At 73.7% G+C, this 26,270-nt stretch carries 19 protein-coding genes; 13 read left to right on the plus strand and 6 right to left on the minus strand.

From position 1 onward, the window contains the following. Positions 1-8: 8 nt before the first annotated feature. The 3 genes from EAD96_RS11425 to EAD96_RS11435 are packed head-to-tail and all read right to left on the minus strand — an operon-like array spanning position 9 to position 4,849. Entirely contained in the window at positions 9-2,477 is a 2,469-nt protein-coding gene (locus EAD96_RS11425; protein WP_121684248.1) for a DUF3488 and transglutaminase-like domain-containing protein, read from the minus strand. Between the two features lie 16 nt (positions 2,478-2,493). Then, the gene (locus EAD96_RS11430) at positions 2,494-3,792 is read right to left on the minus strand and encodes a DUF58 domain-containing protein (protein WP_121684249.1); all 1,299 of its coding nucleotides are present in this window, start codon (positions 3,790-3,792) and stop codon (positions 2,494-2,496) included. 1 nt (position 3,793) lies between these two features. Then, a complete protein-coding gene (locus tag EAD96_RS11435; protein ID WP_013287615.1) occupies positions 3,794-4,849 on the minus strand; it encodes a MoxR family ATPase in 1,056 nt (351 codons plus the stop codon). A 396-nt stretch (positions 4,850-5,245) separates the two neighbouring features. Here EAD96_RS11435 and leuS point away from each other — a divergent pair, with 396 nt between their 5' ends. Next, positions 5,246-8,086 carry a leucine--tRNA ligase gene (gene leuS, locus EAD96_RS11440; RefSeq protein ID WP_121684250.1) on the plus strand — a complete coding sequence of 947 codons (2,841 nt, stop codon included), beginning with the start codon at positions 5,246-5,248 and terminating at the stop codon, positions 8,084-8,086. A gap of 45 nt (positions 8,087-8,131) precedes the next feature. On the opposite strand, the gene EAD96_RS11445 is transcribed toward leuS, so the two are convergent. From EAD96_RS11445 to EAD96_RS11455, 3 genes are read right to left on the minus strand one after another with little or no spacing between them, the layout of a single operon-like run. Further along, positions 8,132-8,848: a TVP38/TMEM64 family protein gene (locus EAD96_RS11445; RefSeq protein WP_121684251.1), complete on the minus strand. Its 717-nt coding sequence runs from the start codon at positions 8,846-8,848 to the stop codon at positions 8,132-8,134. Continuing rightward, on the minus strand, positions 8,845-9,567 hold the full coding sequence (locus EAD96_RS11450; protein WP_013475779.1) for a type 1 glutamine amidotransferase: 723 nt from the start codon (positions 9,565-9,567) through the stop codon (positions 8,845-8,847). The genes EAD96_RS11445 and EAD96_RS11450 overlap by 4 nt, the downstream gene beginning before the upstream one ends. Further along, the gene (locus EAD96_RS11455; protein WP_013475780.1) at positions 9,557-10,804 is read right to left on the minus strand and encodes a MurT ligase domain-containing protein; all 1,248 of its coding nucleotides are present in this window, start codon (positions 10,802-10,804) and stop codon (positions 9,557-9,559) included. Before EAD96_RS11455 ends, EAD96_RS11450 begins: the two co-directional genes overlap by 11 nt. A gap of 355 nt (positions 10,805-11,159) precedes the next feature. On the opposite strand from EAD96_RS11455, the gene mraZ reads away from it, so the two are divergent. From mraZ to ftsZ, 12 genes are all read left to right on the plus strand, one after another. Then, positions 11,160-11,591, plus strand: coding sequence for a division/cell wall cluster transcriptional repressor MraZ (mraZ, locus tag EAD96_RS11460; RefSeq protein ID WP_013287610.1), 432 nt, complete (start codon positions 11,160-11,162; stop codon positions 11,589-11,591). A gap of 204 nt (positions 11,592-11,795) precedes the next feature. Beyond that, positions 11,796-12,905 carry a 16S rRNA (cytosine(1402)-N(4))-methyltransferase RsmH gene (gene rsmH, locus EAD96_RS11465; protein ID WP_114921323.1) on the plus strand — a complete coding sequence of 370 codons (1,110 nt, stop codon included), beginning with the start codon at positions 11,796-11,798 and terminating at the stop codon, positions 12,903-12,905. Then, a complete protein-coding gene (locus EAD96_RS11470) occupies positions 12,902-13,483 on the plus strand; it encodes a hypothetical protein (protein ID WP_121684252.1) in 582 nt (193 codons plus the stop codon). The genes rsmH and EAD96_RS11470 overlap by 4 nt, the downstream gene beginning before the upstream one ends. Positions 13,484-13,486: 3 nt before the next feature. Beyond that, the gene (locus EAD96_RS11475) at positions 13,487-15,697 is read left to right on the plus strand and encodes a penicillin-binding protein 2 (protein WP_121684253.1); all 2,211 of its coding nucleotides are present in this window, start codon (positions 13,487-13,489) and stop codon (positions 15,695-15,697) included. A 52-nt stretch (positions 15,698-15,749) separates the two neighbouring features. Further along, on the plus strand, positions 15,750-17,312 hold the full coding sequence (locus EAD96_RS11480; protein WP_199733139.1) for a UDP-N-acetylmuramoyl-L-alanyl-D-glutamate--2,6-diaminopimelate ligase: 1,563 nt from the start codon (positions 15,750-15,752) through the stop codon (positions 17,310-17,312). Next, on the plus strand, positions 17,309-18,718 hold the full coding sequence (gene murF, locus EAD96_RS11485) for a UDP-N-acetylmuramoyl-tripeptide--D-alanyl-D-alanine ligase (RefSeq protein ID WP_121684255.1): 1,410 nt from the start codon (positions 17,309-17,311) through the stop codon (positions 18,716-18,718). Before EAD96_RS11480 ends, murF begins: the two co-directional genes overlap by 4 nt. Beyond that, positions 18,715-19,842: a phospho-N-acetylmuramoyl-pentapeptide-transferase gene (mraY, locus tag EAD96_RS11490; RefSeq protein WP_120568823.1), complete on the plus strand. Its 1,128-nt coding sequence runs from the start codon at positions 18,715-18,717 to the stop codon at positions 19,840-19,842. Before murF ends, mraY begins: the two co-directional genes overlap by 4 nt. 232 nt (positions 19,843-20,074) lie before the next feature. Beyond that, positions 20,075-21,490, plus strand: a complete 1,416-nt coding sequence (locus EAD96_RS11495; RefSeq protein WP_199733140.1) for an FtsW/RodA/SpoVE family cell cycle protein — start codon at positions 20,075-20,077, stop codon at positions 21,488-21,490. After that, positions 21,490-22,596, plus strand: coding sequence for an undecaprenyldiphospho-muramoylpentapeptide beta-N-acetylglucosaminyltransferase (murG, locus tag EAD96_RS11500; protein WP_121684257.1), 1,107 nt, complete (start codon positions 21,490-21,492; stop codon positions 22,594-22,596). The genes EAD96_RS11495 and murG overlap by 1 nt, the downstream gene beginning before the upstream one ends. 31 nt (positions 22,597-22,627) lie before the next feature. Next, a complete protein-coding gene (gene murC / locus EAD96_RS11505) occupies positions 22,628-24,109 on the plus strand; it encodes a UDP-N-acetylmuramate--L-alanine ligase (protein ID WP_120568826.1) in 1,482 nt (493 codons plus the stop codon). Further along, complete coding sequence (locus EAD96_RS11510) at positions 24,106-24,924, plus strand: cell division protein FtsQ/DivIB (protein ID WP_120568827.1); 819 nt, start codon at positions 24,106-24,108, stop codon at positions 24,922-24,924. The genes murC and EAD96_RS11510 overlap by 4 nt, the downstream gene beginning before the upstream one ends. Before the next feature lie 228 nt (positions 24,925-25,152). Beyond that, complete coding sequence (ftsZ, locus tag EAD96_RS11515; protein ID WP_030500246.1) at positions 25,153-26,268, plus strand: cell division protein FtsZ; 1,116 nt, start codon at positions 25,153-25,155, stop codon at positions 26,266-26,268. The last annotated feature ends 2 nt before the right edge of the window (positions 26,269-26,270 follow it).

The following is a 26,270-nucleotide window of genomic DNA, read 5'->3' on the forward strand; positions in this document are numbered from 1 at the left end:
GGAGGGGGTCAGCGGGCAGGGCGGCCGGCCAGGAGGCGGCGAGGGCTCCAGCGCGTCATCTGCTGCCGGACCTGACCGCTCGTGGTGACCACCCGGGCCGACCGCTCGGCCAGACCGGTACGCCAGCGTTGCAGCACCGACGGGGGCAGCAGCGCGGCCAGCAGCCGGGTGCGGCGATCCGCGCCCGCCGCCAGCGCGCCCCGGACCGTGCGCAGCGCCGCCGGCAACCCGGCGTCGGTCAGCGGGTCACGGGCGTACCGGGCGCGTTCCTCGGCCCGGCCGAGCAGGCGTACCCCGGTCGCGGCGTCCCCCCTCTCGGCGAGCGCCTCCCGGGCCAGCCGCTCGGCGGTGGCCCGTGGGGTCTCCGTGGGGTCGACGCGGACGTGGAAGTCGACGAGCGTGTCGAGCAGTTCGTCCCAGGCGGCGTGCGCGTCGGCGCGGGCCGCCTCGGCGTCCACGCCGACCACGACCGGCCGTGTCTCGCCGCGCTGGCCCGGCACCGGCAGCGCGGTGGCCGCGGGCGCGACCGCGCGGACGCGCCGGCGGCGGCGCAGGGCGGAGCGGCGCAGGGCCGGTACGGCGAGCAGCGCCAGCAGCACCAGCACACCGGCCAGCCACCACGGCCAGACCGGGCTCTCCTCGGCGGGGCCGCCCTGGTTCAGCGCCAGGCCCTGGTCGGTGTCCTTGTCGAGCCGGTCCGCCTCGTTCGGCCCGGCCGACGGTCCGGCCGCGTCGGGAGCGCTGGTGCTGCCGGTCGAGGGGGTGGTCTCCTCGGGGGCGTCGATGTCCGGCGCCCACGCCGAGCGGACCGAGCCCGGCACGGCCGCCGCCGGGGTGGCGTCGAACGGCACCCAGCCGATCGCGGGGCCGAAGTTGACCTCGGTCCAGGCGTGCAGGTTGCGGTTGGTCAGCACGTACGCGTCGCCGTCGGCCTTGCTGCCGTTGCTGAACCCGACCGCGACCCGGGCCGGGATGCCGGCGGCCCGGACCAGCCAGGCCATCGCTGCGGCGTACTGCTGGCAGTAGCCGACCTTGGTGGCGAGGAAGTCGGTGATGTCCTCCCCGCTGCTGCCGTTGCGGGTGGACAGCGAGTACGTGAAGCCGTTCTCCACGGAGAAGTAGTCGTAGATCGCCCGGACCTTGTCGTAGTTGTTCGACTTGCCCTTGACCAGCTCCGCGACCAGCTCCTCGACCGCCGGGACGGACGGCCGTTCGGTCTGCTGCCGCATCACCGGGCTGTCCGAGGGCAGGGACGGGGCCGCGCGCAGCGCCGCCGGGCTGAAGGTGGACCGGACGTAGTCGAACGAGTAGCTCTTGCCGCGGGCGTTGTCCCGGTTGGAGAAGACGACCTGCTGGTTCGGGTCGTACAGCCAGTTGCCGTTGAGGTCGTCGGTCTTGACCGGCTCGGCGTAGACCGGCAGCAACGGCATGTTCAGGTTCTTCGTCACCTCGACGGTGGCGCGGTAGCGCTGCCGGTCGACGCCGCGCGGGGCGTCGTCGCCCGGGTCGGCCAGCGCACGGGCGACCGACCTCCCGGTGGGCACACGTGCCTGGAAGCCGCTGGGCCGCAGGTCGTCGACCACGCCCAGGCGCAGGTAGAACGGGGTCGTCTCGTTGGTGCTGACCTTGACCAGATCGATCACCTCGCTCTGGTTGAGCTGGCCGCTGAGCGCCGCGAACAGGTCGACCCGGCCCGAGCTGCCGCCCTGGCCCGGCCGTCCGTTGCCCTCGCCGGGCCCGGCGCCGACGTTGTTCAGCAGCCCGCCGGTCATCCCGGGCACTGCGAGCGGCAGCGCCACCGCCACGATCACGCCGACCACGGCGAGCCGCCGGCCGGCCGCGGCCAGCGGGGACGCCTCCCAGACGTCCACGTCGCGTCCCTCGCCGGTGAACCGGCGGCCGAACCGGCGTACCCGGTCGACGTTGTCGGTGACCAGCAGCCAGAGGTAACCGGCGGCGCCCACCACGAACGGGGTGGCCGGGACGCTGTCCACGTACACCGCGACCGGCACCGAGTAGATGGCGAGCATCGGCAGGCCGGCCAGCGCGGGCCGGCGCAACCCGACCGCGAGCACGTCCACCACCACGGCGACCGCGCCGATGCCGAGGACCGCGAGGAACAGCAGCGAGTCGACGTCCGGCACCTTCACGCCGTACGAGCGCATGTCCTGCAACGACGTCTGGAGCAGGTCGCCGAAGTGCCCGAACGTGGCCGGGGTCGGCACGAACGCGAGCAGCTCGGTGCCACCGGGGAAGACCCACGTCAGGCCCAGGGTCAGCCCGGCCAGCATGGCCAGCACCTGCCCCCACAGCGGCATCCGGCCCAGCCGGCTCAACGCGGCCGAGCCGGCCACCACGGCGACCACGACGGCGGCCTGGATCAGCCAGGTCCAGCGTTCGAAGATCGCCGACAGCGGGGCCGCCGCCAGCAGCGTCGCCGCCGCGGCGACGAAACCGATGTTGCGGTGCGGGGTCACAGGACCATCCTTCCGGTCATCGCCGTCCGCCGGCCACCGTCTCGGCCATGGCCGCCCGCAGCGCGAAGCCCTGCGAGCCCCGCCCGGCCTGCGGCCACAGCATCGGCAGTCGGGTGCCGTGCTCCACCCCGATGACCCGCCAGCCGCTCTGCAGCAGCGCGAGCGCGGCGGCACCGTGCGCCCGCTCCGCCTCGGTCCGGGCGTTCGGCGGGAGGTTGAGCCAGGTGTTGCTGTCGAGCAGGAACGCCACACAGGTGGCGCCGGTGCCGCGCAGCCCGGCCAGCAGCTCCGCCTCGGCGGTGCCGAGCGTGCCGAGCAGCGCGATGATCAGACCGCCGTCGGCGCGCTGCCGGACCTGCTGCACCAGCGCGGTGATCTCGCCGCGCCGGTCCAGGTGCACGTCGGCGAGGTGGTCGAGCAGCAGTCCCTCGCCGCCGGCCTCGGTGGCGCCGACGTCGGCCCCGTTGCCGGTGACCAGCCGCAGCTTGTAGCCGGCCTCGCGCAGGTGCACGGCGATGCTGGCGGCGGCCGAGACCGCCCACTCGAAGCTGGCCGTCGGGCCCTCGCCCCGGTGCCCGGCGGCGCGGGTGTCGAGCACCACCGTCGCCCGGCTCTCCCACGGCTGCTCCTCGCGGCGCACCATCAGCTCACCGGTGCGGGCGGTGGACTTCCAGTGCACCCGGCGCAGGTCGTCGCCCATCCGGTACTCCCGCGTGGCGGCGTCGTCCTCGCCGTGCACCGCCACCGAGCGGGCCCGGCTGTCGCCGCTGCCGGCGTACTCACCCGGCAGCCGCACCGCGGGCAGCGGGGTGACCTGCGGGATCACCGTGAGGTGGTCGGTGCTGGGGAACGACCGGGTCAGCTCGCACAGCCCGAACGGGTCGGTCAGCCGGATCACCAGCGGCCCTACCTCGTAGCGGCCGCGCACGTCCGCGCGGACCGTGTACGCCACGGAACTGGCCTGGTGCGCGCCGAGCCGCTCCAGCACCACCCGGGGCCGGCTGCCCAGCGCGTACGGCAGGCGGTCCTCGAGCAGCAGCGTGCCGGTGGGCAGCCGGGACAGGTTCTGCAGCCGCAGCACCACCCGGGAGCTGGCGCCGACCGGCACCCGGTGCGGCTCCAGCGACCGGTTGCAGGCCAGCTTGTACCGGCTGCGCCCGACGTACGCGGCGGCCAGCAGCGGCAGCACGGCGAGCAGGACCGCCACCCGGAGCAGGTCCTTCTCGCCCAGGATGCCGGCGGAGATCGCCGCGGCCACCGCGGCCGCCAGGAAGGAGCGGCCGCGGGTGGTCAGCCCACGCAGGCCGTCACGCACGTCACGGCCTCCGCGGCTCGTACGGCCCGCGGCCGTTGTTGCCGCCGCCGGGCCGGGTGTCGTACGGCGAGCGCTGCCGGTCGTGCGGCAGCGGCAGGCGGTGCACCAGCTCGGAGACGATCGCGTCGGTGGTGCGCCGGGCCAGCTGGGCGTCCGCGGTGGGGATGATCCGGTGCGCCAGCACCGGCACCGCGAGGACCTGGAGGTCGTCCGGCAGGACGTAGTCGCGGCCCTCCAGGGCGGCCACCGCGCGGGCGGTGCGCAGCAGCTGGAGCGTGGCCCGCGGGGACGCGCCGAGCCGCAGGTCGGGCGCCTCCCGGGTGGCGGTGACCAGGTCGATCGCGTACTGCTTGACGGCGTCGGCGACGTGCACCTGCCGGACGTGGCCGATCAGCCGGCGGACGGTGGCCGCGTCGGAGACCGGCCGCAGGCCCGGCAGCGGGTCGGTGGCGCCGTGCCCGTCGAGCATGGCCAGCTCGGCGCGCGGGTCCGGGTAGCCCATCGCGATGCGGGCGGTGAACCGGTCGCGCTGCGCCTCGGGCAGCGGGTAGGTGCCCTCCATCTCGATCGGGTTCTGCGTCGCGATCACCATGAACGGCGTCTGCAACTGGTAGGTGACCCCGTCGACGGTGACCTGCCGCTCCTCCATGCACTCCAGCAGCGCCGACTGGGTCTTCGGCGAGGCCCGGTTGATCTCGTCGCCGACCACCAGGTTGGCGAAGACCGCGCCGGGGCGGAACTCGAAGTCGTGCGTCTCCTGGTTGTAGACGCTGACGCCGGTGACGTCGCTGGGAAGCAGGTCGGGGGTGAACTGGATCCGCCGGACCGAGCAGTCGATGGACCGGGCCATCGCCTTGGCGAGCTTGGTCTTGCCGACGCCGGGCACGTCCTCGATGAGCAGGTGACCCTCGGCCAGCAGCACCGCCAGGGCGAGCCGGACGGTGGCGGTCTTGCCCTCGATGACCTGCTCGATGTTGGCCACGATGGCCTCGCTGGCGGCGCGGAACTCGTCGTGCGGCAGCAGACCGCCCACCTCGTCCCAGGTCTGTTGTGTCACGGGCCTCCTCCTCGTCGCCTGGACGGCAGCTCTTTATAGAGCACCTGGACCCGCCGTTGGGTTCGCGACGCCGAGCCTCGTCTGCCGCAGAAATCTCATTGGTCTCTCAGGCTAACCATGTTTGTCGTTACTGCCGACTCCCGCAGGTGGTCGGTCGGTTACGCCCGGAATATTCGCCGGACCGGGGGACCGGCCGCCGCGCGTGGAACGGGCGCGCCGCCGCCGAGGGGTGCGAGGTACACTGCCTGCATGGCCGGGTTCTTCCTGCTTCTTACCGAGCCGTGTTGATGCGCTGAACGCGCGACAGCACGGCCGCCCCTCCTGCGCGAGGGGCTTTTTTGTGCCCGCAGCAGACCGCCCACATTTTTTCGAATCGATCCGCGCCGAGGAGACGCCATGAGTGAGGCAGCCGCACCGGCGACCGACATCCCCCCGTTCCGGTACACCGCCGCCCTGGCCGACGAGATCGAGCACCGCTGGCAGGACACCTGGGAGCGGGAGGGCACCTTCCACGCGCCGAACCCGGCCGGTCCACTGGCCGACCCGGGCCACCCGCGCGCGGGCGCCGAGAAGCTGTACGTGCTGGACATGTTCCCGTACCCGTCCGGTGCCGGCCTGCACGTCGGTCACCCGCTGGGCTACATCGGCACCGACTGTTACGCCCGCTACCAGCGGATGGCCGGGCGCAATGTGCTGCACGCGATGGGCTTCGACGCGTTCGGCCTGCCCGCCGAGCAGTACGCGGTGCAGACCGGCACCCACCCCCGGACCACCACCGAGGCCAACATCGAGCGGTACCGGGCGCAGCTGCGCCGGCTGGGGCTGGGCCACGACGAGCGGCGTTCGGTGGCGACCATCGACACCGACTTCTACCGCTGGACCCAGTGGATCTTCCTGCAGATCTTCAACTCCTGGTACGACGCGGACGCGCGCAAGGCCCGGCCGATCGCCGAGCTGATCGCCGAGTTCGAGGGCGGCACCCGCGCCACCCCGGACGGACGTCCGTGGGCCGAGCTGTCCGTGGGGGAGCGGCGGCGCATCGTCGACGACCACCGCCTGGCGTACGTCTCGGAGGCGCCGGTGAACTGGTGCCCGGGGCTGGGCACCGTGCTGGCCAACGAGGAGGTCACCGCCGACGGCCGTTCCGAGCGCGGCAACTTCCCGGTCTTCAAGCGCAACCTGAAGCAGTGGATGATGCGGATCACCGCGTACGGGGACCGGCTGCTGGAGGATCTGGACACGCTGGACTGGCCGGAGCCGATCAAGCTGCAGCAGCGCAACTGGATCGGCCGGTCGACCGGCGCGCACATCGACTTCCCGACCGAGGCGGCCCCGGTGCGGGTGTTCACCACCCGGCCGGACACCGTCTTCGGCGCCACCTACATGGTGCTGGCGCCCGAGCACGAGCTGGTCGACGTGCTGACGCCGGCCACCTGGCCGGAGGGCACCCGGGACGCCTGGACCGGCGGGCACGCCGGCCCGCGCGAGGCCGTCGAGGCGTACCGGAAGGCCGCCGCGGCCAAGACGGACGTGGAGCGGCAGGCGGACAGCAAGGAGAAGACCGGCGTCTTCGTCGGCGCCTACGCCACCAACCCGGTGACCGGCGGGCAGATCCCGATCTTCATCGCCGACTACGTGCTGGCCGGGTACGGCACCGGCGCGATCATGGCGGTACCCGCCCAGGACGAGCGGGACTGGGCCTTCGCCGAGGTGTTCGAGCTGCCGATCGTACGGACCGTGCAGCCGCCGGAGGGCTTCGACGGCAAGGCGTACACCGGGGACGGTCCGGCGATCAACAGCGCCGCGCCGGATCGCGGCATCGACCTGGACGGCCTGGGCGTGGCCGACGCGAAGGCGCGCATCATCGAGTGGCTGGAGGCCAACGGGCACGGCGCCGGCGCGGTCACCTGGCGGCTGCGCGACTGGCTGTTCTCCCGGCAGCGCTACTGGGGCGAGCCGTTCCCGATCGTGTACGACGAGACCGGGGCGCCGATCGCGCTGCCCGAGTCGATGCTGCCGGTCGAGCTGCCCGAGGTGGAGGACTTCTCGCCGAAGACGTTCGACCCGGAGGACGCCGACAGCGATCCGGAGACCCCGCTGTCGCGGCGGCGCGACTGGGTGGAGGTGGAGCTGGACCTGGGCGACGGGCCCAAGCGCTACACCCGTGAGACGAACGTGATGCCGCAGTGGGCCGGCTCCTGCTGGTACGAGCTGCGCTACCTGGACCCGACCGACTCGCAGCGCTTCGCCGACCCGGAGAACGAGGCGTACTGGATGGGTCCGCGCCGCGACGGCGACTGCGGGGGCACCGACCTGTACGTCGGCGGCGCCGAGCACGCCGTGCTGCACCTGCTGTACGCCCGCTTCTGGCACAAGGTGCTGTACGACCTGGGCCACGTCTCGTCGTTCGAGCCGTTCCGCCGCCTGTTCAACCAGGGCATGATCCAGGCGTACGCGTTCGTCGACTCGCGCGGCGCGTACGTGCCCGCCGAGGAGGTCGTCGAGGTCGACGGCCGCTGGTTCCACGGCGAGACCGAGGTCCGGCGCGAGTACGGCAAGATGGGCAAGTCGCTGAAGAACGTGGTCACCCCGGACGACATGTGCGCGGCGTACGGCGCGGACACGTTCCGGGTGTACGAGATGTCGATGGGCCCGCTGGAGGTGTCCCGCCCGTGGGACACCCGGGCCGTGGTCGGCTCGTACCGGTTCCTGCAGCGGGTCTGGCGCAGCGTCGTAGACGAGCAGACCGGCGAGCTGCGGGTCACCGACGAACCGGCCGACGAGGCGACCCGGCGGCTGCTGCACAAGACGATCGACGGGGTCCGCGCCGACATGGACGGGATCCGCTTCAACACCGCCATCGCCAAGCTGATCGAGCTGACCAACGGCCTGACCCGGCTGCCGCGTACGCCGCGCGAGGTGGCCGAGCCGCTGGTGCTGATGGTCGCCCCGTTCGCCCCGCACATGGCCGAGGAGCTGTGGCGCAAGCTGGGCCACGGCACCTCGCTGGCGTACGCCGACTTCCCGGTCGCCGACCCGGCCCTGCTGGTGGCCGAGTCGGTCACGTACCCGGTGCAGGTCAACGGCAAGGTCCGCGGCCGGATCGAGGTGCCGGCCGACGCGACCGAGGAGACCGTCCGCGCGACGGCGCTGGAGGCGGTCGCGGGCACGCTGGCCGGCAAGGAGCCGCGCAAGGTGATCGTGGTGAAGGGCCGGATGGTCTCGGTCGTCGCCTGACCCGGCCGGTGGGCGTGTCCACATCGGGGACGCGCCCACCGCCGGTCATGCCGGCTCGGACCGGCGCCGCCGTTCCGCCCGCCACCAGCGGTGGATGATCAGCACGCTGGCGATCAGGCCGAGGCTGGCCGGCGCGGCCGCGTACCAGTTGATCGAACCGGGCGTGGTCACGGCCGCGCCGAGCGCCGCGTAGCCGATGGCGGTCGGGGCGGAGGCGATCACGCTGCCGGCCAGGAACGGCAGCACCCGGGCGGCGGTGGTGCCGTAGCCGTAGCTGACCAGCCCGAACCCGGCGATCGGCAGCAGCCGTACGGTCACCACGCCGAAGACGCTCTGCCGGGCGAACCAGCCGTCGAGGCGGGCCAGCCGTCCGCGTACCCGCTCGGCGACGAAGTCGCGGCCGAGCATCCGGCCGACCGTGAAGCCGATGGCCGCCGCGAGCAGTGCCGCGCCGAGCGCGTACGCGGCGCCCTGCACCGGGCCGAAGATCGCGCCCGCGGCCAGCGTGACGAACGTCCGCGGCACCAGCGCCACCAGCAGCAGCGCGCCGCCGACCACCGCCGCGGGCGGACCGTAGCCGCCGAGCGAGTCGGCGAGCCGGGGCAGGTCGGCCGGGCCCGGCCGGGGCACCAGCAGCAGCGTCACGCCGAACCCGGCGAGCAGCAGCAGGAGCAGCCCGAACCGGCGCGCCGAGGGCTGCCGCAGCAACCCGGCGAGCCGGCGGGCCACCGGTCGCCGCCCCGGCCGGGCGGCGTCGGTCACGGCCTCGGTGCGGCGGCCACCGCAGCGCGGCGCTCGGAGCGGAGGCGGTCGGCCCAGGTGTCGTCGAGCGGGGGGAGCTGGTGGATGCCGGTCGCCCAGCGCAGCAGCAGGTCGGCCAGGTCCGGGTTGCGGGCCAGCGCCGGCCCGTGCGAGTAGGTGCCGAGCAGCTTGCCCCGCCACGCGCCCTCGGTGGCCCCGTCGTTGCCGACGCCGGTGGTGACCCGGGCCAGCGGGGACACGCCCGGGCCGAGGTGGGTGCGGCCGCCGTGGTTCTCGAACCCGGACAGGTGCGGGATGCCCAGCCGCGGGTCGACCTCACCGGCCAGCTCGCCCACCGCCCGGGTGGGGCCGCGGTCGGAGGAGAGGTCGAGCAGCTCCAGGCCGGCGCAGCGGGTGCCCTTGGCGAAGAAGGAGGTGCCGAGAAGCTGGTAGCCGGCGCAGACGCCGAACACCACCGAACCCTGGGCCACCGCCCGGTGCAGGCCGCCGTCGGCGATCAGGCGCTGGGCGCCGAGCGCCTGCGGGCCGTCCTCGCCGCCGCCGATCAGGTAGATGTCGGCGGTGGCGGGCAGCCGCTGGTCGGAGCGGACCTCCAGCACCTCGACCGGCATGCCGCGCAGCTGGGCCCGGCGGGCCAGGATCAGCGCGTTGCCCCGGTCGCCGTAAGTGGACAGCAGGTCGGGATAGATCCAGACGATGCGCAGGCTCTCAGTTGACACGGTCCAGCTCCGCTCGGATGTCCTGGAAGGCGGTGTAGTTGGCGATGACCTCCAGCCGGCCCGGCGGCACGGCGCGGACGGCCTCGTCGAAGCTGCGTACGTGCCGGAACGGCACGCCGTTGACCTCCAACCGCACCGCCAGGTCGTACGCCCGGTCGCCGGTGATCAGCACCTGCCGGCCGGTCAGCGGGGAGAAGTCCACGTCGAACAGCCAGGAGGTGTCCAGCCCGTCGGGGTCGCGGGCGTTGATGGACAGCAGTGTCGGCGCGACGTCGGCCATGTCGAACGCCTCCAGCCAGCTCGCCGGGTTCTTCGCCAGCAGCAGCCGGATGTTGCGCCCGTCGCGGTCGACCTGGGCGTAGCGGCCGGCCACCGAGGTGACGGTGCCGAGCCGGGACACCGCGTCCACCGGGCGTACGCCGAACTCGGCGGCGACGGCCAGGGCGGTGGCCGCGTTGCCGAGGTTGACCTTGCCGGGGAGCTGGAGCCGGATCTTGTGCCAGGCGCCGGTGGGGTCGAGCACGCCGTCGTCCTCGACCGTCCAGTTCGGCTCGGGGCGGCGCAGCGGGCAGCCGGTGCACCACCACTGCTCGCCGGAGCGCTGGATGGTGGAGCCGCACTCGGGGCAGACCCAGGAGTCGTCGTGCCAGCGCTGCCCGGCGCTGAACCAGGTGACGTGCGGCGGCACGTGACCCTGCGCCGGGTCGGCCGGCGGGCAGGCGGCCCACACCACCATCGGGTCGTCGGCGTTGGCGACCACCCGGATCCGCGGGTGCCGGACCAGGGCGGCGCGCCAGAGCTGCGCCATCATGGCGACCTCCTTGGCGCGGTCGAGCTGGTCGCGGGAGAGGTTGAGCAGCGCCACCACGTGCGGCTCGGTCGCCTCCAGCACCTGGGCGAGGTAGTGCTCGTCCACCTCCAGCACCGCGTACGGCGTGCTGCCGGCCTTGGCGAGCGCCGAGGTGTGGCCGGTGGGCATGTTCGCGCCGAAGGAGTTGGTGGCGACCCGGCCCAGCACGCCGACCGCGGCGGTGGTGAGCCGGGTGGTGGTGGTCTTGCCGTTGGTGCCGGACACCAGGGCGATGGCGCGCCCGGCCGAGAGATGGGCGAGCAGGTCCGGGTCGATCTTGAGGCCGATCCAGCCGCCGATCACCGAGCCGTCGCCACGACCCGCGGCCCGCGACAGCGCCGCGGCGGTGCGCGACACGGAGCTGGCCACCTTTGCCCGCAAGGGCATCTTCGCGTCCGTCACCCGAGCGAGGTTACCGGACCACCACCTCCGCCAGATCGCCGCCGACGGCGAACCGTTCGGCCGGGGAGGACCCGGCGGACGGCCGGAGCGCGCGGGGCCGGACGGCGGCGGTCGATGTCGGGTAGCGGACGGTGTGGGGCGCGCCCCACCCCCTCCACTCCGCCCCACCCGCGTTGACGTGCGGTTTTGCGCGCGGAAACGCCACGCCGCGCGGGCGATTCTGGTTGCAGGTGGAGGGAAGTGGAGTAGAGTGGGGCGCGATGGTGAGGCCGGGAGGGCCACACCGGCCCGGGGGGTCAGCGGCGCCGCGAACGCCGCTCAGGGCGAGGGGGTTGGGCCGATGTTCCTCGGCACCCACACTCCGCGCCTGGACGACAAAGGCCGGTTGATCCTGCCGGCGAAGTTCCGGGACGAACTGGCGGGGGGTGTCGTGATCACCAAAGGGCAGGAGCGCTGCCTCTACGTCTTCCCGATGCCCGAGTTCCAGCGGATCGCGGACCAGTTGCGCGCGCAGCCGATGACGAGCAAGGCGGCCCGGGCCTACAGCCGGGTCTTCTTCGCCAGCGCGCACGACGAGGTGCCGGACAAGCAGGGGCGGGTCACCATTCCCGGCCATCTGCGGTCGTACGCGGCACTGGACCGGGATCTGGTCGTGATCGGAGCGAGCACCCGGGTGGAGATCTGGGACAAGGCGGCCTGGGAGGCCTACCTCGCGGAGAGCGAAGACGACTTCGCCGACATCGAGGAGGGGGTGCTGCCCGGCGGTCTGTAGGGCGTGACGGCGCCCGACGTACTGCGAGATCTCCAGCCGCTTTCGAGTTCCTGGCACCCCTTCCCCGGTGCCAGGCGCACGATCCGACACGGAGGGCCGCGGCCTCCGGCGGGCGGGAGCGGATGGGGATCTGGCGGTATGGCGAGGCGTCGTGGCGACGACGGACACATGACGGAACGGTTGGCGAACGGGGTGGGGGTCGAGATGGGGGAGCTACGCGGCACGCACGTGCCGGTGCTGCTCGAGCGGTGTCTCGAGCTGCTGGCCCCCGCACTGGGCCGGCCCGGTCGCACCGTGCACGTCGACGCCACGCTCGGCCTGGCCGGGCACGCCGAGGCGGTGCTCTCGGCGCATCCGGACACGGTGCTGATCGGCCTGGACCGGGACACCGAGGCGCTCGCCCACGCGCGGGTCCGCCTGGCCCGGTTCGCCGACCGGATCCACCTGGAGCACGCCGTCTACGACGAGCTGCCCGAGGTGCTCGACCGGCTCGGTTACCCGGCGATCGACGGGGTGCTGTTCGACCTCGGCGTCTCGTCCCTGCAACTGGACGCGCCCGACCGCGGGTTCGCGTACGCGCAGGACGCGCCGCTGGACATGCGGATGGACCAGACCCGGGGGGTGACCGCCGAGGAGGTGGTCAACACCTACTCCCACCCGGACCTGGCCCGCCTGCTGCGGGTGTACGGCGAGGAGAAGTTCGCCGGGAAGATCGCCTCGGCGATCATCCGGGAACGGGAGCGCGCCCGGATCACGTCGTCGGCCCGGCTGGCCGAGCTGGTGCGGGACGCCATTCCGGCACCGGCCCGACGAACCGGTGGACACCCGGCAAAGAGAACGTTTCAGGCTTTGCGGATCGAGGTAAACAGAGAACTGGCAGCGCTGGAGACGGCGCTGCCGGCTGCTCTGGACAAGCTCACAGTGGGCGGCCGCATGGTGGTCCTGTCCTACCACTCGCTGGAGGACCGGCTCACCAAGCAGGCGCTCGCCGACCGGGTCCGCAGTAAGGGCCCGGTCGACCTCCCGGTCGAGCTGCCCGGGTCGGGCCCGACGTTCCGGCTGTTGAGCCGGGGCGCCGAGCTGCCCGGGGAGGCGGAGGTGGCCGCGAACCCGCGTGCCGCCTCGGTGCGGCTGCGGGCCGCGGAACGGCTTGATCCGGAGGCGGCCCGGCAGGGGCGTACCGACCGCGAACGGTACCGCCGCCGGGTGAAGGCGATGCACCAACCGGGGACGGGGTCACCGGGGTCCGGCAAGGATCCCGCGTCGGCCCCGGGGGACGCGAACGGGACGGACGAGGAGGGGGAGGGGACATGAACGTCGAGAAGCGCGACGGCCGGGGAGCCGTCGGGCAGCGCGCACCGCGGTCGGGGGGCCGGACCGCGGCGCAGCGCACCACGCGGGACACGACAGCGACCGACCGCCGGGAGGCGACTCGCGCCCGGGGGACGCGCGAGTTCCCGACGCAGGGCAGCGCCGCCCTGCGGCCGGCCGAGCGTACCCGGGTCACCGGTGCGCCGGCGCCGCGCCTGCGGGTCGCCCCGCCGGCGCCGATCCGGGTGCCCCGGGCTCCGTTCGTCGCGCTGATCCTGGTGCTGGTGGTCGGTGGGGTGCTGGGCATCCTGGCGGTCAACACCAAGATCAACGAGAACGCGTTCAAGCTGGAGAAGCTCCAGCAGCAGCAGGCCAAGCTGGACGTGGACGAGCAGGAGCTGAAGAAGGAGATCGCCGAGCAGAAGGCGCCCGGCAACCTGACCGCCAACGCCCGGCGGCTCGGCCTGGTCGAGTCCGAGGACCCGGCCTACATCCGGCTGCCGGACGGGCAGACCATCGGGGTGCCGCACCCCGCGCAGGGCGCCCCGTCGGTCACCAGCCAGCAGGGCAACGGAGGCTGAGTCATGCCGCCGAGATCGGATGATCCGCGCCGGGACGCCACGGGCTCCCGGCGCGGATCGTCGCGGGGGTCGGAGCCGCGCGAGCCGGGCCTCGGCGGGATCTCCGACGCCCGCGCGTACACCCCGCGTGGGCGGACCGTGCGCGAGGGCGGCGCCGAGCAACGGCGTACCCCCCGCAGCAACCGGTCCGGCGACCCGTTCCGGCCCGCGTTGCAGGTGCTCGACGGCGGCCGGGCCGGGCGGGCCGGCACGCGCGAGCCCGCGACCGACGGCGCCCGGTCCGGCCGCCGGTCCACCGCCGCGGGCGGCCGGGCCGGCGTGGTGCGGACCGTCTCGTCCCGGCCGGTGCGGGAACCGTTCGACGACGACGAGGACGCGCCGCCGCCGCGCCGCCGGTCCCAGCCGCGCCGCCCCGCCGCCCAGCCCCGCCGCCCGGTACGCAAGCCGCGACGGCCGCCGCGACTCGGCGACCCGCGCCGGCGGCTGCGGCTCGGCACCGTGCTGGCGCTGGCGTTGTTCGCCAGCATCGGCGTGCGGCTGGTCTACCTCCAGACCGTGGACACCCCGGCGTACGCCGACGGCGGGCTGCCCAACCGGCTCGCCGTGGTCGAGTTGCCCGCCCCGCGCGGGGCGATCCTCGACCGCAGCGGCGAGCCGCTGGCGCACAGCGTCGAGGCCCGGTACGTGTTCGCCGACCCGACCCGGGTCAAGGACCGGTTCGCCACCGCGCGTCTGCTCTCCCCGCTGCTCGGCGTGCCCGTGTCCGACCTGGCCGAGAAGATGCGCAAGCGCACCCTGCCCGGCACCGACACCCCGTTGCAGTTCGTCTACCTGGCCCGCGGTGTGGAGATCGCGACCGCCAAGCGGATCATGGAGCTCGACCTGGCCGGCATCAACGTGCACCGCGACGAGCGGCGCGAGGTGCCCGGCGGTGACCTGGCCGCCAACCTGATCGGCTTCGTCAGCCAGGACATGAACGGCCTGGAAGGGCTGGAGGCCAAGTACGACGACGTGCTGCGCGGGCAGGCCGGCAAACGGACCTACGAGGTGGGCCTCGGTGACCTGGCCGCGCCCATCCCGGGCGGCTACAGCCGCACCACCCAGCCGCAGCCGGGCAGCTCGCTGAAGCTCACCGTCGACCGGGACCTCCAGTTCATGACGCAGCGGATCCTGGCGAAGCAGACCGCCAAGGTGAAGGGCAGCGTCGGCGCCGCGGTGATCATCGAGATCCCCAGCGGCGAGGTGCTGGCCCAGGCCAGCCAGCCGACGTACGACGCGGCCAACCCCACGAAGGTCACCTCGCCGTCGGACCGCGACGACGCGGCCACCACGTTCGTCGTCGACCCGGGCTCGATCCACAAGGCGATCACCTTCGGCGCCGCGCTCCAGGAGGGCGTGATCACCCCGGACACCGCGTTCCCGGTCCCCAACACGATCGACAGGGGCGGGGTCACCTTCCGCGACACCCACCCGGTCGACGGCCGCACCATGAGCATCCCCGGCATGCTCGCCTTCTCCTCGAACGTCGGCACCATCGAGATCGGCGAGAAGCTCGGCAAGGAACGGCTCTTCGACTACCAGAAGCGGTTCGGGCTGGGCCAGGTGACCGGCGAGGGCATGCCGGGCGAGGCGGCCGGGCGGCTGCTCCCGCCCGACCAGTGGAGCGGCTCGGCGTACGGGTCGGTGCCGATCGGGCACAGCGTGGACGCCACGCCGCTGCAGATGGCCGCCGCGTACGCCACCATCGCCAACAACGGCACGTACGTGCAGCCGCACCTGGTCAAGGAGACCATCGGCGCGGACGGCGAGCGCAGCCCCGCCGCGGCGCCCACCACCCGCTCGGTGCTCAGCCCGGCCAACGCGGCGGCGCTGCGCCAGATGATGGAGGCGGTCACCACGGTCGACGGCCCGGACGGCCGGGCGACCGGGCTGGCCGCGGCCGTGCCCGGCTACCGGGTGGCCGGCAAGACCGGCACCGGCCTGCGCTACGACGGCGGCAAACAGCAGCCCGGCGAGGTCGGCTCGTTCATCGGCATGGCCCCGGCGGAGAACCCCCGGTACGTCGTCGCCGTGTTCGTGTGGAGCCCCGGCGGCGGGGGCGGCGCGGTCGCCGCGCCCGCGTTCCGGGAGATGATGGGCTTCACTCTCCGCCACTACCGGGTGCCGCCGTCGCTCACCAACAAGTCCCCGAAGTTCGAGGTCTTTCCGCGCTGAGCGGGGACGGCGGGACATCATCGGTGAGTGGCGACGAACCACCGGGGCGGCTGTGCGGTCGGAACCGGACGACCGGGTAGGGTCTGACGCCGTGCCCGGCAATCCACGTCCCACAACCGTGCGCCCCGTACGGCTCGGCGACCTCGCCGCCCGCGTGGCGGCGACCCCGCCGGAGGAGGCCGCCGAACTGGCCGTCACCGGCGTGACCCACGCCTCCCAGGAGGTACGCCCCGGCGACCTGTACGCCGCCCTGCCCGGCGCCCGGCGCCACGGCGCGGAGTTCGCCGCGGCCGCCGCCGAGGCGGGCGCGGTGGCCCTGCTGACCGACCCGGCCGGCGCGGCGCTCGCCGCCGGGACCGGCCTGCCCGTGCTCGTCGTCGACGACCCGCGCGACGCGCTCGGCGAGGTGGCCGCGACCGTGTACGGCGACCCGACCGCCGGCCTGACCGTGATCGGGGTGACCGGCACCGCCGGCAAGACCTCCACCAGCTACCTGGTCGAGTCGGGGCTGCGCGCCGCCGGGCACGTCACCGGGCTGATCGGCACCGTGGAGACCCGCCTCGGCGACCTGGTGATCGACAGCGTCCGGACCACCCCGGAGGCCACCGACCTGCACGCCATGCTCGCGGTGGCCCGCGAGCACGGGGTGGACACCGTGGTCATGGAGGTGTCCAGCCACGCCCTCGCCATGGGCCGGGTCGGCGGCGTCCGGTTCGACGTCGGCGGCTACACCAACTTCGGCTCCGACCACCTGGACTTCCACGCCGACGAGGCGGACTACTTCGCGGCCAAGGCCAAGCTGTTCGACGGCCGCTGCCGGGTCGAGGTGCTCAACCACGACGACCCGGCGCTGCGTCCGCTGCACAAGCCGGGCACCGTCACCTACTCGGCGGCCGGCGACCCGGACGCGACCTGGTGGGCCGACGGGATCGACGGCGAGGGCTACGCGCAGCGCTTCACGCTGCACGGGCCGGACGGCCTGGCGCTGCCCACCGGCGTGGCGCTGCCCGGCCGGCACAACGTCGCGAACGCGCTGCTGGCGGTGGCGCTGCTGGTCGCCGCCGGAGTGGACGCGGAGACCGCGGCGCGCGGCGTGGCCGCCTGCGGCGGCGTGCCCGGCCGGCTGGAACTGGTCAGCGGCGACGCGCCGGTACGCGGGGTGGTCGACTACGCGCACAAGGCCAACGCGATCGAGGCGGTGCTCATCGCGCTGCGCGACCTGACCGAAGGCCGGCTGATCTGCGTGCTGGGCGCCGGCGGCGACCGGGACCGGGGCAAGCGGCCGGTGATGGGCGGCGTGGCCGCGCGCGGCGCCGACGTGGTGCTGGTGACCGACGACAACCCGCGGACCGAGGACCCGGCCGCGATCCGGGCCGAGGTGCTGGCCGGCGCGTACGCCGCCGCGACCCCGGCCCGCGTCATCGAGGTGCCCGGGCGGCGGGCGGCGATCGAGGAGGCGGTCCGGGTGGCCGAACCGGGTGACGTGGTGGCGGTGCTGGGCAAGGGCCAGGAACGCGGCCAGGAGATCGGCGGCGAGGTGCTGCCGTTCGACGACCGGGTGGAGCTGGCGGCGGCGCTGCGCGCCCGCTTCGGCGACCTGGTGGGTCAGCGGTGATCCCGCTGACGCTGGCCGAGGTGGCCGCCGCCGTCGACGGCCGGCTCGTCGGCGCCGACCCGGACGCCCGGGTCACCGGCACCGTCGAGTTCGACTCCCGCAAGGTGAACCCGGGCGGGCTGTTCGTCGCCTTCCCCGGCGAGCGGGTCGACGGCCACGACTACGCGGCCGGTGCGATCTCGGCCGGCGCGGTGGCGGTGCTCGGCACCCGGGAGGTGCCGGGCGTGCCGATGGTGCTCGTCGGCGACGCGCTCGACGCGATGGGCCGGCTGGCCCGCGCGGTGGTGGACCGGCTGCCCGGGCTGACCGTGATCGGGCTGACCGGCTCGTCCGGCAAGACCACCACCAAGGACCTGATCGCCCAGCTCGCGGTGCGGCTCGGCCCGACGGTGGCGCCGCCCGGCTCGTTCAACAACGAGCTGGGGCACCCGTACACCGCGTTGCAGGCCACGCCGGAGACCCGCTACCTGGTGATGGAGAAGGGCGCCCGCGGGGTCGGGCACGTCCGCTACCTGTGCGACGTGGTGCCGCCGCGGATCTCCGTGGTCCTCAACGTGGGCGTGGCGCACCTGGGCGAGTTCGGCTCGGTGGAGACCATCGCGCTCGCCAAGGGCGAACTGGTCGAGGCGCTGCCCGACGACGGGCTGGCGGTGCTCAACGCAGACGACCCGCGGGTGGACGCGATGGCGTCGCGTACCGGTGCCCGGGTGGTGCGCTACGGCGAGTCGGAGCGCGCCGACGTGCGCGCCGTGGACGTGACGCTCGACGGCCGGGGACGGCCCTCGTACACCCTGGTCACGCCGGAGGGCAGCGCGCCGGTGCGGCTCGGGCTGACCGGCCGGCACCAGGTCTCCAACTCGCTCGCCGCCGCGGCTGTCGGCCGGGAGCTGGGCCTGCCGCTGCCCGACCTGGCGGCGGCGCTGAACGAGCTGGGCCTGGTCTCGACCCGCCGGATGGACGTCTTCGAGCGTCCCGACGGGGTGACCGTGATCGACGACTCGTACAACGCCAACCCGGCGTCCACCGGCGTGGCGCTGCGGGCGCTGGCCAGCATGCGCGGCGACGGGCGTACCGTCGCGGTGCTCGGCTACATGGCCGAGCTGGGTGACTTCGAACTCCAGGGGCATCAGCAGGTCGGCCGGCTCGCGGCCGAGCTGGGAGTGGACCGGCTGCTCGTGGTGGGCGAGCCGGCGGCGCCGATCCACGAGGGCGCGACAGCGGTAGGTAATTGGGGAGGAGAGTCGGTGCTGCTCACCGATCAGGCGGCGGCCGTCGAGGTGCTGCGGAGCGAGCTGCGTCCAGGGGACGTGGTGCTGGTGAAGGGCTCCCGGTACCGGACCTGGGAGGTGGCCGACGCGTTGCGCGCGGACGCCCGTGCGGGTGCGACGGAGGGCGGCGCCGCATGAGGGCGGTCATCGTCGCCATCGGGGTCGCGTTCCTGATCTCGCTGTTCTGCACCCCGATCGCGATCAAGGTGTTCGCCCGGCTGAAGGCCGGCCAGCCGATCCGATCGAATCTCGGGCTCGCCAGCAACGAGGGCAAGAAGGGCACGCCGACGATGGGCGGCGTGGTCTTCATCCTGGCCACGGTCATCGCGTACGTCGCCGGGCACCTTGCCCTGACCACGCTGCCGGACGCGCAGATCGCCCAGGTCGAGCCGACCATCACGGCGCTGGTGCTGCTGGGGCTGATGGTGTTCTCCGGCGCGGTCGGCTTCATCGACGACTTCCTGAAGGTGCGCAAGCGGCACAGCGGCGGCCTCAACAAGCGGGGCAAGCTGGCCGGGCAGATCCTGGTCGGTGCCGTGTTCGGCGCGGTGGCCGTCTACTTCCCGTCGAGCATGACCGACGCCGGCGGCAACGCGACGAACACCGAGACGGTGGGCAGCACCACGCTGAGCTTCATCCGGGACATCCCGGCGCTGGAGATCGGCAAGATCGGCGCGGTGATCGTCATCATCATGGTGGTCATGGCGGCCACCAACGGCGTCAACCTCACCGACGGCCTGGACGGCCTGGCCACCGGCGCCTCGGTGATGGTGCTCGCGGCGTACGCGCTGATCGCGTTCTGGCAGTACCGGCACTGGTGCGCCGACCCGAACTACACCGAGTCGTACTGCTACACGGTGCGCGACCCGCTGGAGATCGCGCTGATCGCCGGCGCGGCGGCCGGGGCCTGCGTGGGCTTCCTGTGGTGGAACACGTCCCCGGCGCGGATCTTCATGGGTGACACCGGCGCGCTCGGGTTGGGCGGCCTGATCGCCGGCATGGCCATGTCCACCCGGACCATCCTGCTGCTGCCGATCCTGGGCGGCCTGTTCGTGATCATCACGATGTCCGTGGTCATCCAGGTCATCTCCTTCCGCACCACCGGCAAGCGCGTGTTCCGGATGTCGCCGTTGCAGCACCACTTCGAGCTGGCCGGCTGGAGCGAGGTCAACATCGTGGTCCGGTTCTGGATCATCGCCGGTATCGGCGTGGCCATCGCGCTGGGCCTGTTCTACAGCGAGTTCCTCGCCGCGGTGAGCTGACCGCACCACCGCGTCACGGCGGGGCTCCCGATTGTCACCGGGGCCCCGCCGTCTCACGTTCCGACACGCCGACCGGGCGGTTGCGCCACGGGCGGGCGGGTCGAACGGCCATGATGGGCCTGTGGGGGAGGGACGAGACATCCAGGTGACCAGCGACCCGCCGGCCCGCCGTGCCCCGGCTGCCACGCCTCCGGCCGACCCGCCCGCGGCGCGCTGGGATCCGGCCGGTGGCCTGGCCGCGCTGCGCGGCCTGCTGGCCCGGCCGCTGGCCTCGTACTACCTGCTGCTGTCCAGCGCCGGCCTGCTGCTGCTGATCGGCCTCACCATGGTCTTCTCCGCCACGAGCGTGAAGGACTTCGCCGAGGGGGGCGACGCGTCCGCGTCGCTGACCAAGCAGGCGGTGTTCGCGGTGATCGGCATCGGCGCGTTCTGGGCCTGCCAGCGGCTGCCCGCGCGCACGTTCCGGGCGGTGAGCCGCCCGGCGCTCGGCGTGGCGGTGGCGCTGCTGCTCACGCTCAACCTGTTCGTCGCGCTGAACTCGCTGTTCGGGGTGACGGCGATCGGGCCGCTGCGGGCCGAACTCCTCTCGCTCTCCCTCGGCCCGATCTCGCTGCAACCGGTCGAGGTGGCGAAGTTCGCGCTGGTGCTGTGGGCGGCGCACGTGCTGGCCCGCAAGGGCGCCGCGCTGGGCTGGTGGAAGGAACTGGCCACCCCGCTGTTCCCGGTGGTGGGCCTGCTGTTCGTGCTGGTCGGCTTCAACGACCTGGGCAGCATGCTCTGCCTGCTGGCGCTCGTGGTCGGGCTGCTCTGGGCGGCCGGCGTGCGGGGCCGGGTCTTCGCCGCGCTCTCCGCGATCGGCCTGGCCGGCATCGGCCTGCTGGTGGCCGCCGCCTCGCTCGGCGCGGGCTCCGGCTCCCGGGACGCGGACAACTACCGGCTCGGCCGCCTCACCATGTGGCTCGACCCGCCGGACCCGAAGACCTGCTTCGAGCAGAAGCTGGACTACTGCTACCAGCTCGTGCAGGCCCGCTACGCGATCGGCAACGGCGGCTGGTTCGGCGTCGGCCTGGGCCAGAGCTCGCTGAAGTGGAACTACCTGCCCGAGGCGCACAACGACTTCATCTTCGCCATCGTCGCCGAGGAACTGGGCGTGGTCGGCTGCACGGTGGTCCTGACGCTGTTCGCCGTGCTCGCGTACACCGGGATGCGGATCGCCCGCCGGGTCGAGGACCCGTTCCGCCGGCTCGCCGCCGCCGGCGTGACCGCCTGGCTGGTCGGTCAGGCCGTCATCAACATCGGTGGCGTGACCGGCCTGCTGCCGCTGACCGGCGTACCGCTGCCGTTCATCTCCGACGGCGGCAGCGCCCTGGTGGTGACGCTCGCCGCGATCGGCATGCTCGCGTCGTTCGCCCGCGCGGAGCCGGACGCGGCGCGAGCGCTGCATGCCCGTCCGCCCGCCCGATGGGTCCGACTAGTGTGGGCCCCGTTGCCGCCGCTTCCCGGCCGGCGCCGTAAGCCGGCGTCGCCCCCGGCCGACCGAGGGTCCGTGCCCCGGTCCCGGCAGCGGCGGCAGGACGATCAGGCCGCGCCCCGCGGCGCCCGGCCCGACCGGGCGCGCTCCGGCGCGGCGAGCGAGAGGAGACGCTGATGGGTCCGCTGCGTTCGGTGGTGCTCTGCGGAGGGGGTACGGGCGGGCACATCTACCCGCTGCTCGCCTTCGCCGACTGCCTGCGCCGACACGACCCGAGCGTCCGGATCACCTGTCTGGGCACACCGAAGGGGCTGGAGAACGAGCTGATCCCGCCGGCCGGCTACGACCTGCGGCAGATCCCGGCCTACCAGCTTCCCCGGTCGGTCAACATGAGCCTGGTGCGTACCCCGGACCGGATGTGGAAGGCGGCGCGCGCGGCGGGCAAGGTGATCGACGAGGTCCAGGCCGACGCCGTGGTCGGCTTCGGCGGGTACGTCTCGGTGCCCGGTTACCTGGCCGCGTGGCGGCGGGAGCTGCCCATCGTCATCCACGAGGTGAACGTGCCGCCGGGTGTGGCGAACCGGCTCGGGATGAAGTTCACCAAGAACGTCGCTGTCGGCTTCCCGCACCAGCCGGCCCAGGCCGAGGCGCTGCGCGACGCCCGCGTGGTGGGCGTGCCGCTGCGCCGGGGCATCGCCGGGCTGGACCGGGCCGCGCTGCGCGACGCCGCCCGCGCCCACTTCGGACTCCGCCCCGACCTGCCGGTGCTGTTCGTCGCCGGCGGCTCGCAGGGCGCCCGCTCGATCAACCTGGCCGTATCCGGCGCGGCGAAGGAGCTGGCCCGCAACGGTGTGCAGGTGCTGCACGTCATCGGCGCCCGCAACGAGCCGATCTCCGTGCCCACCGACCTGCCGGTGCCGTACGTCACGCTGCCGTACCTGTCCGAGATGGAGCTGGGTTACGCCGCGGCCGACCTGATGCTGGCCCGCGGCGGCGCGATGACCTGCGCCGAGGTGGCCGCGATCGGCCTGCCCACCGTCTACGTGCCCTACCCGCACAGCAACCAGGAGCAGAAGCGCAACGCGCTGCCGGTGGTGGAGGCGGGCGGCGGCCTGCTCGTCGACGACGCCGAGATGACCCCGGCCTGGGTGGAGCGGACGGTGATCCCGCTGATCCGGGACCCGCAGCGCCTGTACGCGATGAGCCACGCCGCAGCCGGCTACGGCCGCCGCGACGGCGACGTGGCGTTGCTGAACTTCGTCTACGAGGCGGTTTCCCGCTGATGAGGGCAACCGCGACGGGAAGGTACGTCTGATGAACACCGCGCAGTTCACGCCCGCCGGCACCATGACGGCGGAGGACCTGGGCCGGATCCACCTGATCGGGGTGGGCGGCGTCGGGATGGCCGGCCTGGCCCGGCTCTTCCTGACCCGGGGCCTGCCGGTCTCCGGCAGCGAGCTGCGGGAGTGGCCGTCGCTGGCCGGCCTGCGGGCGCTCGGCGGCACCATCCACTCCAGCCACGAGGCGTCGAACCTCGACGGGGTGGACACGGTCGTCTACTCCTCGGCCATCCCGCAGGACCACCTGGAGATGGTCGAGGCGCGCCGCCGGGGTCTGCGGGTGCTGCACCGCTCCGAGGCGCTGGCCGCCGCGATGACCGGCCGCCGCACGGTGGCGGTGGCCGGCACCCATGGCAAGACGTCCACCACCTCGATGGTCACCATGGTGCTCCAGCAGGCCGGCACCGACCCGTCGTTCGTGATCGGCGGCGAGATCTCCGAGGTGGGTTCCGGGGCGCACCACGGCACCGGCGAGCACTTCGTGGTCGAGGCGGACGAGAGCGACCGCTCGTTCCTCATCTACCGGCCGTTCGTGTCGATCATCACGAACGTCGAGGCGGACCATCTCAACACCTACGGCGACCTGGCCACCCTGGAGGCGGCGTTCGCCGAGTTCGCCCGGCTCACCGACCCGGCCGGCTTCGTGATCACCTGCGCCGACGACGCGGGCGGGCGCCGGCTGGCCGAGACGCTGCGCGCCGAGGGCCGCCGGGTCTGGACGTACGGCGAATCCGCCGACGCGGACCTGCGGATGAGCGAGGTCGTGTCGTCCGCGCACGGGGTGCGCTACCAGGCCGAGGTCGAGGGCCGGGCGCTGGGTGAGATCCGGCTGCCCGTACCGGGCCGGCACATGGCGCTCAACAGCGCCGCCGCGGTGCTCGCCGCGTACCTGCTGGAACTGCCGGTGGCCGCGGCGGAGGCCGCGCTCGGCGCGTTCCCGGGCGTGCGGCGCCGTTTCGAGCGCAAGGGTGCCGCGGACGGCGTGCTGGTCTACGACGAGTACGCCTACCACCCGACCTCGATGACGCTGGCGTTGCAGACGCTGCGCGAGGTGGCCGGCGACGGCCGGCTGATCGTGGTGTTCCAGCCGTACCGGCTCTACCGCACCCGCGACAACCAGGCGGAGATCGCCGCCGCGCTCGGCATCGCCGACGAGGTGGTGCTGCTGGAGGTGTTCGGCCCCGGCGAGACGCGCCGCCCCGGCGAGGGCTCGGCCGCGCTGATCCAGGAGGTGTCGCTGCCGGCCGAGCGGAAGGTGTTCGTCGAGTCGTGGGACGACGTGCCGGCCGAGGTGGCCCGGCGGGCGCGGACCGGCGACGTGGTGGTGACCATGGGCGCCCCGCCGATCTCGCTGATGGGTGACCAGTTGCTCGACGCCCTGCTCGCCCGCTCCGCCGGGGGCACGGGGCTCGGCGCCGGCGTCGACCCGGACGGCGCGGCGACCCCGGCCGGATGAGTCCCGGTCCGGCCCGCGGCCGTACCCCCGGACCGGACGGCGGCGGCGGGCGGCGCAGCCCGGCCCGGCGCTGGCAGCTCGTGCGGGCGAACGCGGACGCCGTGCCGCCGTCGACCCGCCGGTTCATGGCCCGGGCCCGGCAGCGGCGGATGCGGGCGGCGCTGCCCTGGGCGGTCGCCGCCGCGGTGCTCGCCGTCGCGGGCCTGGTCGCGTGGACGGTGCTGGGCACCGGCCTGTTCGGCGTGCGCGAGGTACGGGTGGTCGGCGCGCGGCTGGTCACCCCGGTGCAGATCCGCGACGCCGCCGCGGTGCCGGACAACGCGCCGCTGGCCCGGGTGGACCTGGACGCGACCGCGCGCAAGGTCGGCACGCTGCCGCCGGTGGCCCGCGCCACGGTGGAGCGCCAGTGGCCGGACACGCTCGTGATCCGGGTGCAGGAGCGCACCCCGGTGGCAGCGGTGCCGCAGGGCGAGGGCTTCGTGGTCGTCGACGGCTCGGGCGTGGTGTTCCAGCGCCTGGGCCGGGTGCCGGACGGGTTGCCGCTGGTCAGGGTGGCCCGGCCGGGCCCCGACGACCCGGGTACGCGGGCCGGGCTGGCGGTGCTCGCCGCGCTGGGGGAGAAGCTGCGCGCGGAGCTGGTCGCGGTGGACGTGGCCGGGCTGGCCCGGATCACGCTGGTGCTGCGCGGGGAGCGTGAGGTCTTCTGGGGCGACGCCTCCCGCGGCACCGACAAGTCGACAGTGGCCACCGCGTTGCTGAGCCGCAAGGCGGACCGGATCGACGTCAGCGCGCCGGACGTGGTCACGTTCGAGTGACCCGTGGCTCAGCGAGCGGGTGATGTGTCCCCTGTCGCTCGGTCGGCGACACGCCGGAACAGGTCCTTGGCTCCTGGCGCGGCGGCGCATACGTTGCCCCGAAGAGATCAGTGGTTGACATAACTCTAAGCCTCTAGTAGAGGGTGAGGGTTCAGCCGTCGGAGGCCGCTGATCCGGCCAAGCCGTGTGGGGTCGGCCCATGCCAATCTCGAAGGGAAAGGACCGGAGATGACACCTCCGCACAACTACCTGGCGGTCATCAAGGTCGTCGGCATCGGGGGCGGCGGCGTCAACGCCGTCAACCGGATGATCGAGGTTGGGCTCAAGGGCGTCGAGTTCATCGCGATCAACACCGACGCGCAGGCGCTGCTGATGAGCGACGCCGACGTCAAGCTCGACGTGGGCCGGGAGCTGACCCGGGGACTGGGCGCGGGCGCCAACCCGGACGTCGGCAAGAACGCCGCCGAGGACCACCGCGACGAGATCGAAGAGGTCCTCAAGGGCGCCGACATGGTGTTCGTGACCTGCGGCGAGGGTGGCGGCACCGGCACCGGCGGCGCGCCGGTCGTGGCGAACATCGCCCGCAAGCTCGGCGCGCTCACCATCGGCGTGGTCACCCGGCCGTTCTCGTTCGAGGGCAAGCGCCGGCAGGTCCAGGCCGAGGCGGGCATCGAGGAGCTGCGCAACCAGTGCGACACGCTCATCGTGATCCCGAACGACCGGCTGCTCGCGCTCGGCGACCGCAACATCTCCATGATGGACGCGTTCCGCACCGCGGACCAGGTGCTCCTCTCCGGTGTCCAGGGCATCACCGACCTGATCACCACGCCGGGTCTGATCAACCTGGACTTCGCCGACGTGAAGAGCGTGATGAGCGGCGCCGGCAGCGCCCTCATGGGCATCGGCAGCGCCCGGGGCGAGAACCGCGCCGTCGAGGCGGCCGAGGCGGCCATCTCCAGCCCGCTGCTGGAGCAGAGCATGGACGGCGCGCGCGGCGTGCTGCTGTCCATCGCCGGCGGATCGGACCTCGGCCTGTTCGAGATCAACGACGCGGCGCAGCTCGTCACCGACGCGGCCCACCCGGACGCGAACATCATCTTCGGCGCGGTCATCGACGACGCGCTCGGCGACGAGGTGCGGGTCACCGTGATCGCGGCGGGCTTCGACGGGGGCGCGCCGGCGTACAAGGCGGTGGAGCCGCCGCGTAAGAGCAACCAGAACCCGCCGGCCCAGCCGAACGCGCCGGTGAGCCCGCCGGCCACCATGCCGGCGCCGCAGCAGCCGTCGCGCCGGGTGCTCTTCGACGACGTCGACGTGCCCGACTTCCTCAAGAACGGGTCCTGAGC

The sequence above is a fragment of the Micromonospora sp. BL1 genome (assembly GCF_003667485.1).
In the GTDB taxonomy this organism is placed as follows: Bacteria; Actinomycetota; Actinomycetes; order Mycobacteriales; family Micromonosporaceae; genus Micromonospora; species Micromonospora tulbaghiae.

What these genes read in the sequence shown, in the direction of transcription:
- EAD96_RS11470 (WP_121684252.1), top strand. Translation starts at nt 12,902, where the DNA reads ATGAACGTCGAGAAGCGCGACGGCCGGGGAGCCGTCGGGCAGCGCGCA.
- EAD96_RS11510 (WP_120568827.1), top strand. Translation starts at nt 24,106, where the DNA reads ATGAGTCCCGGTCCGGCCCGCGGCCGTACCCCCGGACCGGACGGCGGC.
- rsmH (WP_114921323.1), top strand. Translation starts at nt 11,796, where the DNA reads ATGGGGGAGCTACGCGGCACGCACGTGCCGGTGCTGCTCGAGCGGTGT.
- leuS (WP_121684250.1), top strand. Translation starts at nt 5,246, where the DNA reads ATGAGTGAGGCAGCCGCACCGGCGACCGACATCCCCCCGTTCCGGTAC.
- murG (WP_121684257.1), top strand. Translation starts at nt 21,490, where the DNA reads ATGGGTCCGCTGCGTTCGGTGGTGCTCTGCGGAGGGGGTACGGGCGGG.
- EAD96_RS11475 (WP_121684253.1), top strand. Translation starts at nt 13,487, where the DNA reads ATGCCGCCGAGATCGGATGATCCGCGCCGGGACGCCACGGGCTCCCGG.
- murC (WP_120568826.1), top strand. Translation starts at nt 22,628, where the DNA reads ATGAACACCGCGCAGTTCACGCCCGCCGGCACCATGACGGCGGAGGAC.
- ftsZ (WP_030500246.1), top strand. Translation starts at nt 25,153, where the DNA reads ATGACACCTCCGCACAACTACCTGGCGGTCATCAAGGTCGTCGGCATC.
- mraY (WP_120568823.1), top strand. Translation starts at nt 18,715, where the DNA reads ATGAGGGCGGTCATCGTCGCCATCGGGGTCGCGTTCCTGATCTCGCTG.
- EAD96_RS11455 (WP_013475780.1), bottom strand. Translation starts at nt 10,804, where the DNA reads ATGCCCTTGCGGGCAAAGGTGGCCAGCTCCGTGTCGCGCACCGCCGCG.
- mraZ (WP_013287610.1), top strand. Translation starts at nt 11,160, where the DNA reads ATGTTCCTCGGCACCCACACTCCGCGCCTGGACGACAAAGGCCGGTTG.